The sequence below is a fragment of the Dysgonomonas sp. 520 genome, from assembly GCF_010501095.1.
Taxonomy (GTDB): Bacteria; Bacteroidota; Bacteroidia; order Bacteroidales; family Dysgonomonadaceae; genus QVMP01.
This window is the reverse complement of the sequence record NZ_QVMP01000013.1, coordinates 96,838-111,977: the sequence shown is the minus strand read 5'-3', so window position 1 is coordinate 111,977 and position 15,140 is coordinate 96,838. Positions and strand designations below refer to the sequence as shown.

The following is a 15,140-nucleotide window of genomic DNA, read 5'->3' as shown; positions in this document are numbered from 1 at the left end:
ATTTTTTATATATTTTTGTGCGTCTAAAACGGAACAATAAATATCAGCACATTGTTCTATACGGGTAGAAGATTGAAAATAAATAATTCACAATATTTTTAACCAATTAAAAATTACAAAAATGATTAAAGTAGGTATTAACGGTTTCGGACGTATCGGACGTTTAGTTTTCCGTGCAGCACAAGGTAGAAAAGACATCCAAATTGTAGGTATCAACGACCTTATCGACGTTGAATACATGGCATATATGCTTAAATATGATACTGTTCACGGCAGATTTGACGGAACAGTTGAAGTAAAAGACGGCAAACTTGTTGTAAACGGAAACGCTATCCGTGTAACTGCCGAAAAAAATCCTGCTGATTTGAAATGGAACGAAGTTGGTGCTGAATATATCGCAGAATCAACTGGTCTTTTCCTTGAAAAATCAAAAGCTCAAGGTCACATCGACGCCGGTGCAAAATACGTAGTTATGTCTGGTCCTTCAAAAGACGACACTCGTATGTTCGTTTGCGGAGTAAACCACAACACATACCAAAAAGGTGAGCAATTTGTTTCTAACGCATCTTGTACTACAAACTGTTTGGCTCCTATCGCTAAAGTATTGAACGACAAATTCGGTATCTTGGAAGCATTGATGACTACAGTTCACGCTACAACTGCAACTCAAAAAACAGTTGACGGTCCTTCAGCTAAAGACTGGAGAGGCGGACGTGCAGCAGCAGGAAACATCATTCCTTCTTCTACAGGTGCAGCAAAAGCAGTAGGTAAAGTAATTCCTGAATTGAACGGTAAACTTACAGGTATGTCAATGCGTGTTCCTACTCTTGACGTTTCTGTTGTTGACTTGACTGCTCGTCTTGCTAAAGAAACTTCTTACGAAGATATCTGTAAAGCTATGAAAGAAGCATCAGAAGGCGAATTGAAAGGTGTTCTTGGATATACTGAAGATGCAGTAGTTTCTTCTGACTTCATCGGCGATCCACGTACTTCTATCTTCGATGCTAAAGCCGGTATCCAATTGAGCCCAACATTCGTAAAAGTTGTTAGCTGGTATGACAACGAGTGGGGATTCTCAACTAAAATGTTGGATCTTATCGCTCACATGGCTAAAGTTAACGCATAATAATAAATCCATATTTATGCAGAAAGCGGGAGTCTACGACTTCCGCTTTCTTATTTTAAGAAGTTTGAAGATTTGTTTTGTCTGAGAAATTGCTTTCCTTTGTTATGGTCATATTAATCTTATAAATATAATCTGTTGATGAAATACATATACGCAATCATTTTCTTGCTCCTTCCCATACCAGGCAATTCACAAAATACTTCAGAAGAAGAATTAAAGCAAATCAGAATCAAATATATAAAACAAGCACAAGCAGATTTGCAAAACAAAAAATACAATGATCTTATAAAGAATAGTTCTGCTTTCATCTCCAAATATCCCGAAATACCCAATGCATACCATTATAGTGCAATTGTCTTTTACTACCTGGATCAATTTCAAAATTCAATAGATAATTTTACAAAAGTATTGGAAATTAATCCCAAGTCAGGCGTAACTCACGCAAACCGGGGAGGAGTTTATGCAACTCTAGGATACGACAGTCTTGCTCTTGCTGATTTCAAGGAGGCTTTATCCTTTAATAGCAAAAATAGCACCGCATATAATAACAGATCCACAGTATATATAAACAACCAACAATTTGATAATGCATTAGATGATTTGAGAAATGCAATAATCGGGAATAAACCTGAAGTAGACAACTTTAATAATATGGCTAGTGTATATTGGTATAAAAAAGACCTGGACAGTGCATTATATTTCACAAATAGGGCATTGGATATAGATGCTCAGTATATTTATTGTTTAGATATGAAGGTTGATATTTTATATAAAAAAGGAGAACAGACCGAATTATTCAATACTTGCAGAAAATTGATCGACGTGGCAACAAATAATATAGAAAATTCCATTTATTTGAATTTCAGTTATAGATCCCGTGGAAAGGCATACGAAATATTAGGAAATAAAGAAAAAGCAGAAGAAGATTATTTAAAAGCTTCGCAACTTCTTACAAAGTTGATTGCTCAATTTCCTAAATCATATATATTTTTATATAACAGAGGTAATATGTATATGAAATTAGGAAAAATAGAAAAAGCAAATGACGACTATTTCAGAGCAAAAGAGATAAATCCGCATTATTCCGAATTTCTATTAAAATAAAATAATATGGAATCAATCAGACAGATATACAAAATAGGCTACGGGCCATCCAGCAGTCACACAATGGGACCAAGAAATGCTGCCCGGATATTTAAAGAAAGAAATCCGGATGCAACATCGTTTCAGGTAGAACTTTATGGAAGCCTCGCCGCAACAGGTGTAGGTCACATGACTGATGTTGCCATTGAGCAAGAATTTTCGCCCAAAACAGTAAAAATAGTTTGGAAACCCGAAATCGAACTGCCTTTTCATCCAAACGGAATGATCTTCCATGCACTGGATGAAAACAACCAGACCCTAAACAGTTGGACAATATACAGCATCGGAGGAGGAAACCTAGCCGATGAAAATACAAAATCTACATCCACCCAAATTTATGATAAATCTACCATGTCCGAAATATTGGAATGGTGTCAACAAACAGGAAAAACATTCTGGGAATACGTTATAGACAACGAAGGAGTGGAAATTTTCGACTACCTGAAAGAGGTGTGGAACGTGATGAAGGCCGCCATAGAAAAAGGCCTTGAGGAAGAAGGCATTTTGCCCGGAGGATTAGGATTGCAGAGAAAAGCATCATCATATTATGTGAAAGGCAAAGGCTATCAAGGCTCGATGCGAAGCCGTGCGCTCGTATTTTCTTATGCCCTAGCCACATCGGAAGAAAACGCGGCAGGAGGCAAGATAGTCACCGCCCCCACATGTGGTTCGTGCGGAACATTGCCCGCCGTCCTCTACCATCTTCACAACAGTACCCACGCATTCAGCGAAACAAAAATAATACGTGCCCTTGCCACAGCCGGATTAATTGGAAACATCGTAAAGACAAACGCCTCCATATCAGGAGCAGAAGTCGGGTGTCAGGGCGAAATAGGCGTTGCCTGTGCCATGGCATCCGCCGCCGGAAATCAATTGTTCGGAGGTTCTCCCGCCCAGATCGAATATGCCGCCGAAATGGGATTGGAACACCACTTGGGATTGACGTGCGATCCTGTTTGCGGATTGGTTCAAGTGCCTTGCATCGAGCGCAATGCCTTTGCTGCCGTCAGAGCTTTAGACTCATGCTCATTTGCCATGCTTTCGGACGGAAAACACTTGGTTAGTTTCGACAAAGTAGTGCAAACAATGCAGCAAACCGGTCACGATTTGCCAAGCCTATACAGAGAAACATCCAGCGGCGGACTAGCACTCTACATGAAAAAGAAAAATTAACAAGTTCAAATATGAAAGACAAACTAATAATCATCACTTTATCTCTGCTTTTGTGGGGATGCAACCAACCGCAAAATACAACTGCACAAAACACGGAAAACAATAACGATAAAACCTATGCCATAGCGTTTTATAATCTGGAAAACCTATTCGACACAGAACGTGACACGAGCATAAACGATAGCGAATACACTCCCCAATCGGCAAAGCAATGGGATAAAGAAAAATACAACAAGAAATTGGATAATCTTTCTTACGTAATCAGTTTGCTGGGGAAAGATAAATGCGCCGAAGGAGCAGCGATAGTAGGAGTTGCCGAAGTAGAAAACAAGAAAGTTTTGCAAGACCTGGCCAATCACTCCAACATCGCCACCATCAATTATCAGATTGTACACTACGACTCACCCGACCCTCGAGGTATTGACGTGGGTTTCTTATACAATCCCAAGCTATTCAAGGTGATATCTTCCGAACGGCACAAATTCTCGTATCCGTCAAACACCCGATACAATACGAGGGACATATTATTAGTGAACGGAACAATGAACGGCGAAGCCTTCCACATACTTGTCAATCACTGGCCTTCGAGGAGAGGTGAGAACAGCGAAGAACTCAGGATTCACGCCGCAAAACAGTGTAAAAGCATAAGCGATTCGATATACAGGACAAACAATAACGCCAAAATCATTATCATGGGCGACCTGAACGACAACCCCACCAACACCAGTTGCCGGACAATATTAAAAGCAAAACAACATCAAAAAGATGTGAAAAAAGGAGGTCTATATAATACAATGTGGAACTTATACGCCGAAGGATTGGGCAGCGCCCGTTACAGAAACACCTGGGACTTATTCGACCAGATTATCGTTTCCGAAAGTTTAACCGGCAACAAACAAGCAGGATTGAAATTTCAGGAAGCGGAAATATTCAATAAAGATTTCCTCTTCCAACAAAGCGGGCAATATAAAGGGCATCCCCTGCGTACATTTTCAGGAAACACATTTTTAAATGGTTACAGTGATCACTTTCCCACTATAATTTACCTCAAATAGCAACAAAAAACACTTTTTTTACGTATTCCTATGAAATGTGAATAAAAAGTTATCTTTTTTTTTGGTTATTTAAAAAAAATATTGTCTTTTTGTACTTTAAATTCGAAAGAATAGAGAATACATAAAATTTACAAGCATATTTTATTAATCATTTCATAAAATTAAATCAAAATGAAAAAAATTTCAATGTTTCTTTTGGCTGCAGCAATGACTTTCTCATTCGTAGCTTGTGATGGTGGTAAGAAAACTGACGCTGCTCAAGGTGGTGATTCTGCTAAAACTGAAGCTCCTGCAACTGAAGGTACAACTGCTGCTTCTGATAACGCAATCGACAAATACATTTCTCTAGCTGAGCAAATGCTTCCTTTGATCGAAAAAGGTGACTTCACTTCTGCTGAATACACTAAATTGGCTGAAGAAGTAGCTAAACTTACTCCAGAACTAGCTAAAGTTGATCCTACAACTCTAACAGAAGAGCAACAAAAGAAATATACTGAGGTAGCTCAAAAAATGGCAGAAGCTGCTCAAAAAATGGCAGGTGCTGTTAAATAATTTGTAGCTAAACAAATTTAAAAAAGTAACTTACTTCATGTAGGTTACTTTTTTTGTTTTTATGAATTTCGTTAATTTTTTGTCAAAAAAAGAGTTTCTGAAACCATAACAGATAAAAATATTCTCTTTTTCTTGTTTATTAGAAAAAAATATTGTCTTTTTGCATTTAATTTCCGTGAATGGATTAACTTTGCATGGAATAAGCATATTTATTAATCATTTTATAAATTTTAGGAAAAATGAAAAAGATTTCAATGTTACTTGTTTTAGCTGCTGCTTCATTCTCTTTCGTAGCATGTGATGGTGGTAAAAAAACTGACGCTACTCAAGGTGGTGATTCTGCTGCAACTTCAGCTACTACTCCTGAAGTAGAAGCTCCTGCAACTGAAGAAACTGCTGCTGACGCTGACGCTGCTAAAGAAGAAGCTCCTGCAACTGAAGAAGCTCCTGCTGCTGACGCTGCTAAAGAAGAAGCTCCAAAAGCTGAATAAGTAACTCAGCCTTTAAAATTTATAAAAGTAACCTACATAATAGGTTACTTTTTTCGTTTATACTCCACCACCCATTTTTTTTCTTTAAAGTTTCGCAATCTTCGCATCTTTACAGTTCTCCAAATTTAAGACCTATTCGCATTATTCACATAGCTTTATTATCTTTGTCATCACAATAAAAAGAACATTACAAAAAAGTGATTTATCCCGATAATTTTGAACAAAAGATAGGATTTGATAAAATCCGACAATATATAGCGGAAAAATGTCTCAGCAGTCTCGGTGTCGAAAAAACCGAAGATATGAGTTTTTCGTCCAATTACGATCACATACAGAGACAACTACATCAGACAGAAGAATTTATCCGCATAATACAAGAGGAAGAAGATTTCCCGATTGGCAATTTTTTTGATGTGCGACAGGCATTAAAAAACATCCGGATTGAAGGAACCTGGCTGGACGAAGTGGTTCTTTTCGACCTTCGCCGATCTCTTCAAACGATAAAAGACATAGTTAGCTTTCTAAGAAAAGAGGAAGAAGAAAATTCGCCATACCCATACTTGCAGGAATTGGCGGGAGATGTCGTTATATTTCCTCAATTGCTAACAAAAATTGACAACATTCTGGACAAATTCGGCCGCATAAAAGACAATGCTTCACCCGAATTGAACAAAATAAGAAAGGAAATAGCCCAAACCACAAACAGCATATCCAAAAGCCTGAACGCCATACTCCGATCTGCACAATCGGAAGGCTTGGTAGACAAAGACGTCGCCCCAACCATGAGAGACGGACGATTGGTAATACCCGTTGCCCCGGCATTTAAACGGAAGTTGAAAGGCATCGTACACGACGAATCGGCCTCCGGAAAAACGGTCTTCATTGAACCGGCGGAAGTGGTTGAAGCGAATAACAAAATCAGAGAGTTGGAAAACGATGAACGGAGGGAAATAGTGAAAATCCTTATTTCTTTCACCGACACGGTTCGCCCCGTGGCTCCCGATATCATCGAGTCATACGAGTTTCTGGCTTGGATAGATTTCATTCGGTCGAAAGCTCGTTTTTCTCTGGATATCAATGCAATAAAACCACCGATGGAAGACAAACAACAAATCGGCTGGAACAGAGCAAAACACCCCCTACTCTATTTATCGCATAAACGGCAAAATAAACCTATTGTTCCCCTTGACATCTGGTTGGACGATGAAAACCGAATCCTTATAATATCGGGACCAAATGCAGGTGGTAAGTCCGTATGCCTCAAAACAGTAGGACTTTTACAATATATGATACAATGCGGTTTGCCGATACCTCTGGACGAAAGTTCGAAAGTGGGAATTTTCGATAATATCTTCATTGATATCGGAGACGAACAATCCATAGAAAACGACTTGAGTACTTACAGTTCACACCTTACAAATATGAAATTTTTTGTACGTAACTGTAACGCCAAGAGCATTTTACTGATTGACGAATTTGGAGGAGGAACGGAACCCCAGATTGGTGGCGCAATAGCAGAATCTCTATTAAAAAGGTTCAACGAAAGAGGTGCTTTCGGGGTCATTACCACCCACTATCAGAACTTGAAGCATTTTGCGAATGAAAATAAAGGCGTTGTAAACGGGGCGATGCTTTACGACAGGCATCAGATGCAACCATTATTCACCTTGTCGATAGGCAATCCGGGCAGCTCATTCGCCATCGAAATTGCCCGTAAAATAGGACTTCCGGAAGATGTTATCGCCGATGCCTCCGAAATAGTTGGCAGCGATTACATCAATATGGACAAGTATCTCCAAGATATTGTCAGAGATAAACGATATTGGGAGCAAAAACGCCAGAATATCCGCCAAAAAGAAAAACGATTGGAAGAGGTTGCCTCTACCTACGAGTCCGACCTTCTGGATGTGGAAAAACAACGCAAAGAAATTATCCGTAAAGCCAAAGCCGACGCCGAAAACATTCTATCAGAAGCTAATGCCAAGATAGAGAACACAATAAGAACGATAAAGGAAGCTCAGGCCGAGAAAGAAAAAACAAAAGAAGCCCGGCTGTCTCTATCCCAATTCAAAGAAAATCTTTCGAGCGAGAATAACGAAACCGACGATAAAATAAGCCGTAAAATACAGAAACTCAAGGAAAGGGAAAAGAAGAAGAAACAAAAAGAAAAACCTTCGTCCGAAAAAATTTCTGAAACCATATCGATTGGTGACAACGTTCGCCTGAAAGGGCAAACATCTGTTGGACAGATAATTGAAATACAAGGAAAGAATGCTGTTATTGCATTCGGAATGATAAGATCGACATCCAAACTGGATGCTCTGGAAAAAGTTAGTAAAAATCAGATAAAGCGGGAACACCAGAAATCGACATTCGTAAGCAGCCAAACAAGCGACCAGATGTCTGAAAAGAAACTCAATTTTAAACAAGAAATTGATGTTCGTGGCATGCGCGGAGACGAAGCCCTGCAAGCTGTCATGTACTTCATAGACGACTCGATACAGGTTGGAGCTTCACGCGTACGCATCCTTCACGGGACGGGTACGGGGGCATTGCGTCAAATCATCAGGGATTATCTGAAGACGGTTCTCGGTGTCAGAAAATTTCAAGACGAACATGTTCAATTGGGAGGCGCAGGCATAACAGTGGTAGATTTGGAATAAATTGCCTACATTTGAGTTTGTCATGCTGAATGAAACGAAGCATCTAAAAACAAATTTGTTATGAAAAGAGTTTTTCTGCTGACCGCCATTCTCTTTATGTGTATCTATACATACACACAAGAGATTCATGTACATGCCAATTGCATGCGCAAATCCGTCAAGTCAAGGAATGCGCACATAGCTGAGAAAACGCCTCCAACCGATTTCGACATAACAAAATATGTACTGAAAATAAACGCTAACCCATTGTCGGACAGCTTTTCGGGAACTTCTACCGTTCTGCTCACAGCACTTGACGATATTGATAAAATAACCCTTGATGCGCAAGAAAACCTCGACATAGGCGCAATCTATTATTTTGACCAACCCCTGACTACTTCTTTCAGGGAAGGACAAAAACTCATTATCAATCTACCGACAACAATTAAGAAAGGAGAAAAAGGAGAAGTTTCCGTTTCTTTTTCGGGAAAAGAAAGCGACTCCGAAGCATATAACATAAAGTTTCACAACGGCATACCCAATGCGTATACAAAAGCTGAACCCTCAGCTTCGTCCGGTTGGTGGGTTTGCCGAGACAATTTGAGCGATAAAGCAGACGAAATAGAAATACATATCACCCACCCATCCGAATTTAAAGCCGCTGCAAACGGAAAACTGATCTCGGAAACAGTAAACAACGATGGCACTACCACCACATTATGGCAACATCAATACCCCATAACACCCTATCTGGTAGGAATATCAGTCACAAATTATGAGGTATACACCAACTACGCTACGATAGGTGACACCGAAATGCCGATAATAAACTATGTTTACCCCGAAAGTCTTGAATCTGCCAAAGCAACACTCGACAATGTTCCGACTGTCATTCAACTGTTTAACAACCTGTTTGGAGATTACCCTTACAAAAATGAAAAATATGGACATGCTCAATGGTTGTGGAGCGGAGGTATGGAGCATGCGACAATCAGTTTTATGAAAAATTTCAGTCAAGGACTCATCAATCACGAGCTGATGCACCAATGGTTTGGCGATAAGGTGACCTGCGCCACATGGAACGATATTTGGCTGAATGAGGGTTTTGCAACTTACGGCGAAGGTTTGTTTTACGAACATTTGCTGGGCGAAGAAGATTTCACCGATTGGAAGGGACGCAGCATAAACGGAATAATCGGCAATTGCAAAGAAGGTTCGGTATATAACCCGATGCCCGAAGACGAGGATAGGACATTCGACAGCAACCTATCCTACACGAAAGCTTCGATGGTTGTTCACATGCTCAGAAAAAAGCTGGGCGATGAAGCATTTTATTCCGGCATAAAGAATTATCTGAACTCACCCGAACTTGCGTACGGATTTGCAACAACAGAAGACCTGAAAACGTGCCTGCAAAATTCATCAGGTGCCGATCTCGACGAGTTTTTCAACGACTGGGTTTATGGCGAAGGCTACCCGTTGTTCGACATCCAAGTGAACCAGCAATTATCGGGTAAAACTGTCGTAAAAATAAATCAAAAGACAACACACAACTCCGTTGATTTTTTTGAAACGCCATTCAGCATCCAATTTTTCGGCTCAAATAGCGAAACCATAACAAAACATTTTGACCTGACTGAAAACAACCAGAGCTTCGAAACCGATATACCTTTCACCATAAAAGAGATCAAATTCAACCCTACGCATGACATAATTGCCTCTATCGAAGCCATACACATAGGCAATATAAATCTTACGGGTTATAACGAATTGTCCGTCTATCCTAACCCCGCAAGAGACTATATCAACCTCACCGCATCCTCGCCCATCGAAAGCGCCTCGATATACGACCTGTCGGGCAAACTATTAATCTCGACATCAAGCATCAACAATATCAGCACGAGCCTGAACATCGTGCCGTTACCGCAAGGAAGCTATATATTAAAAGTCAGAATGGCAAACAACAACAATATAGCCTTTAAAGTATTGAAATTATAAAATAAAACAGTTTCATATTTCCGAGTAAGTTAACATTTTAGTACTTTTGTAATGCTTTGCCAATCTGATTGACAGAATAGCTAAGCATACTCTAACTAATTAATCAATATAAAAAGTTTTATTTATTTATGAAACCAACTTTATTTGTTCTCGCAGCAGGAATGGGAAGCCGCTACGGAGGCCTTAAACAATTGGACGGTCTGGGTCCAAATGGTGAAACCATTATGGATTATTCCATTTATGATGCTATTGAAAGTGGATTCGGCAAACTTGTGTTTGTTATCCGTAAAACATTTGAAAAAGACTTTCTTGAGAAAATCGCATCCAAATATGTGAACCATATAGAAGTTGAAATCGTATTTCAAGAACTGACCGACCTGCCCGAAGGCTTTACCGTACACCCCGAACGTGTTAAACCTTGGGGAACGAATCATGCCGTACTTATGGGAAAAGACGTTATCAATGAGCCATTTGCAGTTATCAATGCCGACGACTTCTACGGACGTGACGCATTTCAGAAGCTAGCAGACTTTCTTAAAGGATTGGAAGGCAGCAAAAACCATTATTGCATGGTTGGATACCGCTTGCAGAACACTCTTTCGGAAAGTGGTGCGGTTGCTCGTGGTGTTTGTGAAACAGACGACAACGATTTCTTGAAAAGCGTTGTTGAACGCACTCACATCGAACGTAAAGATGGTGTTATACAATACAAAGATGCCGAAAACTATTGGTTCGAATTGCCCGAAAACGCACCTGTTTCGATGAATATGTGGGGATTCACTCCCGACTATTTCAAATATTCGGAAGAATACTTCATCAAGTTCCTCGAACTAAACCAAGATAACCTGAAAGCAGAATATTTCATTCCTCTTATGGTCGATCATCTAATTGCTAACAAAACAGCTGACGTTAAGGTCCTTGATACTTCTGCCAAATGGTTTGGCGTGACTTATGCCGAAGATCGTGACTCTGTTGTAGCTAAACTTCAGGCACTTGTTGACGAAGGGGCATACCCTACTCCTCTTTGGAAGTAAAATATAAAAAGTAGTCCAACGAATTCAACTGCGAATTTTAGTACGACAAACCTCAAATAAAAAAAAGGAAGAACAGCACCCTGTTCTTCCTTTTTTAATGGTTGAGAGATAAATTATACAACTCCCTGAGCCATGATCGCTTTTGCAACTTTCATGAAACCTGCAATGTTAGCACCTTTCACGTAGTTAACATATCCATCCGGTTCAGTTCCGTATTTCACGCAGTTTTCGTGGATATTTGCCATAATCCACTTCAATTTGCTGTCAACTTCTTCTTCCGACCAGCTCAAGCGTTCTGAGTTTTGAGTCATTTCAAGACCGGAAACCGATACTCCTCCTGCGTTTGCTGCTTTTCCGGGAGCATAAAGAATTTTTGCTTTCTGGAATGTTTCTATTGCTTCAGGAGTTGATGGCATGTTTGCACCTTCCGAAACGGCAATAATGCCATTTGCTACTAGTTTTTGAGCATCCTCTCCGTTCAATTCATTCTGGGTTGCGGATGGTAGTGCTATATCGCCTTTCTCGCCCCAAGGACGGGCATTAGGTACATATTTGCAGCCGTATTCTTCGGCATATTCTTTTATACGTCCTCTGTAAAGTTCTTTCAACTCTTTCACGTATTCCAATTTTTCTTTTGTTATTCCGTCAGGATCGTAGATGTATCCGTCAGAATCGGAAAGAGTTACAGGTATAGCACCTAGTTCTATCAACTTTTCGCAAGTGTATTGGGCAACGTTTCCTGAACCTGATACAAGGCATTTTTTACCTTTGATGTCGATGTTTTTAGTTTTCAACATTTCAAGTAAGAAATATACATTTCCATAACCTGTTGCTTCGGGACGGATAAGTGATCCTCCGAAAGAGATACCTTTACCGGTAAATGTTCCTGTAAATTCTTTCGCTAGTTTTTTATACATTCCGAACATATAACCAACTTCACGCCCACCTACGCCGATGTCTCCTGCCGGAACGTCTGTGTCAGGACCAATATGCTTCCACAATTCTAAAAGGAATGCTTGGCAGAAGCGCATGATTTCGTTGTTTGATTTTCCTTTTGGGTTGAAGTCCGAACCTCCTTTACCGCCACCCATAGGTAGTGTGGTGAGTGAGTTTTTGAATGTTTGCTCAAAGGCAAGGAATTTCAAAATAGACGGATTCAATGAAGCATGGAAACGAAGTCCTCCTTTGTATGGGCCAATCGCGTTACAATGTTGTACCCTGTATCCCATGTTGGTGTGAACTTTTCCACTATCGTCTGTCCATGTCACACGGAAAGAAAATATACGATCCGGAATACATAGTCTTTCGATCAGGTTGGCTTTGTCGAATTCAGGATGTTGATTGTAAACCTCTTCGATCGATTCTAATACTTCGTGCACTGCCTGATGATATTCAGGTTCATTTGGAAATCTACGTTTCAGATTTGCTAATACTTCTTCAGTCTTCATAGATGGTTCGATAAATTAAAAATATGATGATTTGATAAATTATAAACAGGGTTTTCCTGATTGGAGTTACAAATGTAATTAAAAAATTGACATTTTGATTGTTTTTAAATCTTTTTTTTAATTTATTATCAGAAAAATGAAAAAAAAATATCAATAATTCGCATAAAAGCAGGAAAGCAAATCCTTTTATTAGAGAGATTGTGGCAAAAAAAGAGTCGGAAGTAATTCCCGACTCTTTTCATAATAAGTTGAAGATAGATTATTTAATCATAATCAAAGTAGCTCTACTTCCTGTTTGAACGATGTATGTGCCTCTCGGTAATTCGAACGAATCGTTTCCGGTAGCATTTACATTCGTGTATAAGTTACCATTCAGTGTATATATTTGAACTATGCCGCTAAAACCTTTAACGTAAACTGTATTTTCAGCAGCATAAACGCTTTGTCCGTCATTGTTTGGATTATCAATACCACTATCGGTATTTGGTACGGCTATTGTTGCAGCTGGTGTTGCTCCGGCATAAGCGATGAACATTGTGGCAGGTGCTATTTTTGTATCACCGTTAGCTTTAATAAATTCTGTTCCATTAAAGATATAATAGACTCCTTCGTTAGGCGATGCCGGAATAACAGGTGCTAGAGAACTTAGGGCTTTAGACACCAAGGAATTATTAGCTAAAACAGTATATCCGGATATAACTTCTTGTTGTCCTAATGCGATTCTTGAATTATTTGGCGAAATCAAATCGAGAGAAGTAGCATCCGTGTTTGATTTTAACTTCATGATCATAGCATCGGCAGGAGCACTAAGTTCTTTTTGTTTTGCGTCATTATCGTAAGTGTACCAATAAGCGTCAGCATCCACTCTTGTTCCATCTGCTTTCACCGCTTTCACAATTGGTGTATAAGGCAATCCTACAACATTCCATGCGGAGCCGTCGATAGTTTTGTTGTAAGTTATTGTACCTGCTATTGTTACGGTTCCGTTAGAACTAATTTCCGCTCCGTTGGTCAGTGTAAGGTTTCCATCAACATTCTGTCCTAATGTTATTTTATTGATGGGGACATCGACAAAATCTGTGGTGTTCATTTCATGTGCTATGGCATAGCAATTGCTCTTTAGTCCATCGGTAACGTACAAATATATCCACTTGCCATCCAGCAGAATATCTACTTTGGATGAGGCGTCTGCTTTTTCGTATGTTAAAACATCCGATCCTGATATTTCTTCAAGTGAATAGTGAAACACATCCGGGTCGAAAGTTTCCTCTGATACGGATACACCATTCAGCTTTATATCATTTAGGCGAAGTCCATCTACTACAACTTTTCCTGTGAATTTGACAGGAATATCAATAGATGCAGCATGAACATCAATGGTTACATTGGCTATGTTGTCTTTTATAGTTCCACTTGCCTTTACCTCTGCGTCACCTATAGCGAGAGAGAGGTTTACCTTTTCACTTTCAAATTGATATTCTCCGTTCGATTCGGAAACAGGAATGTTTTCAACAGCAATATCACCCAATGGCAGTCCTCCAAAATCGAAGTCTTTCAACAACAATCCTATTTCATCTCCACCATTCTCGGTTATTAACAATTGATTGGGAAATGTTATTACTTCACCATTTTGTTCGGCTAGGTCAACTTGCAGAGAGCCGGCATAAATTCCTGCTATTTCAGACAAACTGTTGGTTGTAGATACATTTTTTATTGAATGTGTATATCCTTTGCCCAGTGCATTTGCCGACAGGCCAAAGCTACACAAACAGATTAATGACAAAGTCATTATTTTTGATGTAAATTTTTTATTCATATATGGTTAGGTTAAAATTTAATTTCTCAAAGAGTTAAGTACACAATCGTTGTTATTTTTTTTGACCGGAGTTGGGTCACAATCTTTTTTGCTATTTCATTACAAAAGTACGGAAATTTGTGATAAAAAATATTTATTGATTCAATTTGTGTCAAATTAGTAGTCGGAATATTTATTGATTAACATTTTGAACTGAATTTTATCAAAAATTCAAAAATATTCACTTGATGTGTAAAATTATATAAGATTAGTTTCTGATTTTTGTGAAATATTAAAAATGTTTCGATTTGCTTTTTTGTCTTAAAAAGTTTATGATTTATATTTGTACCCTGCGGATAGTAGAAAAAATTAAATAAAATGAATCAGTAGTTAACAAAAACGTTCTTTTATTCTGCCCGAAAAATTGTCATGCTGAGCAACGCGAAGCATCTGTAAAACAGATCCTTCTTTTCGTTCAGAAACAACATTCGAGGAGCGAAGGCGACTCAATGACAAAATGAAAAACTTTGCGGTTTTTTATGTCTTTGCGGTTTGCTTAATGTAAAAAAACATTTTTGTTATAGTAAATCCAAATATTGATTCGCATAAAATATGAAGAAGGTATTGTTTTGTTAGGTAAAGTCGGTTACTATTCTTTGTTCGTAATTTTAACAACTAATTAT

Annotated in this window: 11 protein-coding genes; 9 read left to right on the top strand and 2 right to left on the bottom strand. The window is 39.0% G+C overall.

All coding sequences use genetic code 11. The features are described 5' to 3' along the window. Nucleotides 1–121: 121 nt before the first annotated feature. The 9 genes from gap (at nt 122) to D0T56_RS09575 (ending at nt 11,214) form a co-directional block, all read left to right on the top strand. Nucleotides 122–1,126 carry a type I glyceraldehyde-3-phosphate dehydrogenase gene (gene gap, locus D0T56_RS09615; RefSeq protein WP_163319930.1) on the top strand — a complete coding sequence of 335 codons (1,005 nt, stop codon included), beginning with the start codon at nt 122–124 and terminating at the stop codon, nt 1,124–1,126. A 138-nt stretch (nt 1,127–1,264) separates the two neighbouring features. Beyond that, nucleotides 1,265–2,230 (top strand): tetratricopeptide repeat protein, encoded by a 966-nt coding sequence (locus D0T56_RS09610; RefSeq protein WP_163319956.1) that lies wholly within the window; start codon nt 1,265–1,267, stop codon nt 2,228–2,230. A gap of 6 nt (nt 2,231–2,236) precedes the next feature. Continuing rightward, nucleotides 2,237–3,442, top strand: a complete 1,206-nt coding sequence (locus D0T56_RS09605; protein ID WP_163319929.1) for an L-serine ammonia-lyase — start codon at nt 2,237–2,239, stop codon at nt 3,440–3,442. A gap of 11 nt (nt 3,443–3,453) precedes the next feature. Then, a complete protein-coding gene (locus D0T56_RS09600) occupies nt 3,454–4,497 on the top strand; it encodes an endonuclease/exonuclease/phosphatase family protein (RefSeq protein ID WP_163319928.1) in 1,044 nt (347 codons plus the stop codon). A 171-nt stretch (nt 4,498–4,668) separates the two neighbouring features. Beyond that, nucleotides 4,669–5,049 (top strand): hypothetical protein, encoded by a 381-nt coding sequence (locus D0T56_RS09595; protein WP_163319927.1) that lies wholly within the window; start codon nt 4,669–4,671, stop codon nt 5,047–5,049. Between the two features lie 239 nt (nt 5,050–5,288). Beyond that, entirely contained in the window at nt 5,289–5,540 is a 252-nt protein-coding gene (locus D0T56_RS16600) for a hypothetical protein (RefSeq protein ID WP_185153869.1), read from the top strand. A 197-nt stretch (nt 5,541–5,737) separates the two neighbouring features. Further along, the gene (locus tag D0T56_RS09585) at nt 5,738–8,203 is read left to right on the top strand and encodes an endonuclease MutS2 (protein ID WP_163319926.1); all 2,466 of its coding nucleotides are present in this window, start codon (nt 5,738–5,740) and stop codon (nt 8,201–8,203) included. Nucleotides 8,204–8,263: 60 nt separating this feature from the next. Then, on the top strand, nt 8,264–10,180 hold the full coding sequence (locus D0T56_RS09580) for a M1 family aminopeptidase (RefSeq protein ID WP_163319925.1): 1,917 nt from the start codon (nt 8,264–8,266) through the stop codon (nt 10,178–10,180). Between the two features lie 128 nt (nt 10,181–10,308). Next, on the top strand, nt 10,309–11,214 hold the full coding sequence (locus tag D0T56_RS09575; protein WP_163319924.1) for a sugar phosphate nucleotidyltransferase: 906 nt from the start codon (nt 10,309–10,311) through the stop codon (nt 11,212–11,214). 113 nt (nt 11,215–11,327) lie between these two features. Here the strand turns inward: D0T56_RS09575 and D0T56_RS09570 are convergent, their stop codons facing one another. Both D0T56_RS09570 and D0T56_RS09565 read right to left on the bottom strand, forming a co-directional pair. Continuing rightward, the gene (locus D0T56_RS09570; RefSeq protein ID WP_163319923.1) at nt 11,328–12,662 is read right to left on the bottom strand and encodes an NADP-specific glutamate dehydrogenase; all 1,335 of its coding nucleotides are present in this window, start codon (nt 12,660–12,662) and stop codon (nt 11,328–11,330) included. Nucleotides 12,663–12,921: 259 nt separating this feature from the next. Further along, nucleotides 12,922–14,478: a calycin-like domain-containing protein gene (locus tag D0T56_RS09565; RefSeq protein ID WP_163319922.1), complete on the bottom strand. Its 1,557-nt coding sequence runs from the start codon at nt 14,476–14,478 to the stop codon at nt 12,922–12,924. Between the last annotated feature and the right edge of the window lie 662 nt (nt 14,479–15,140).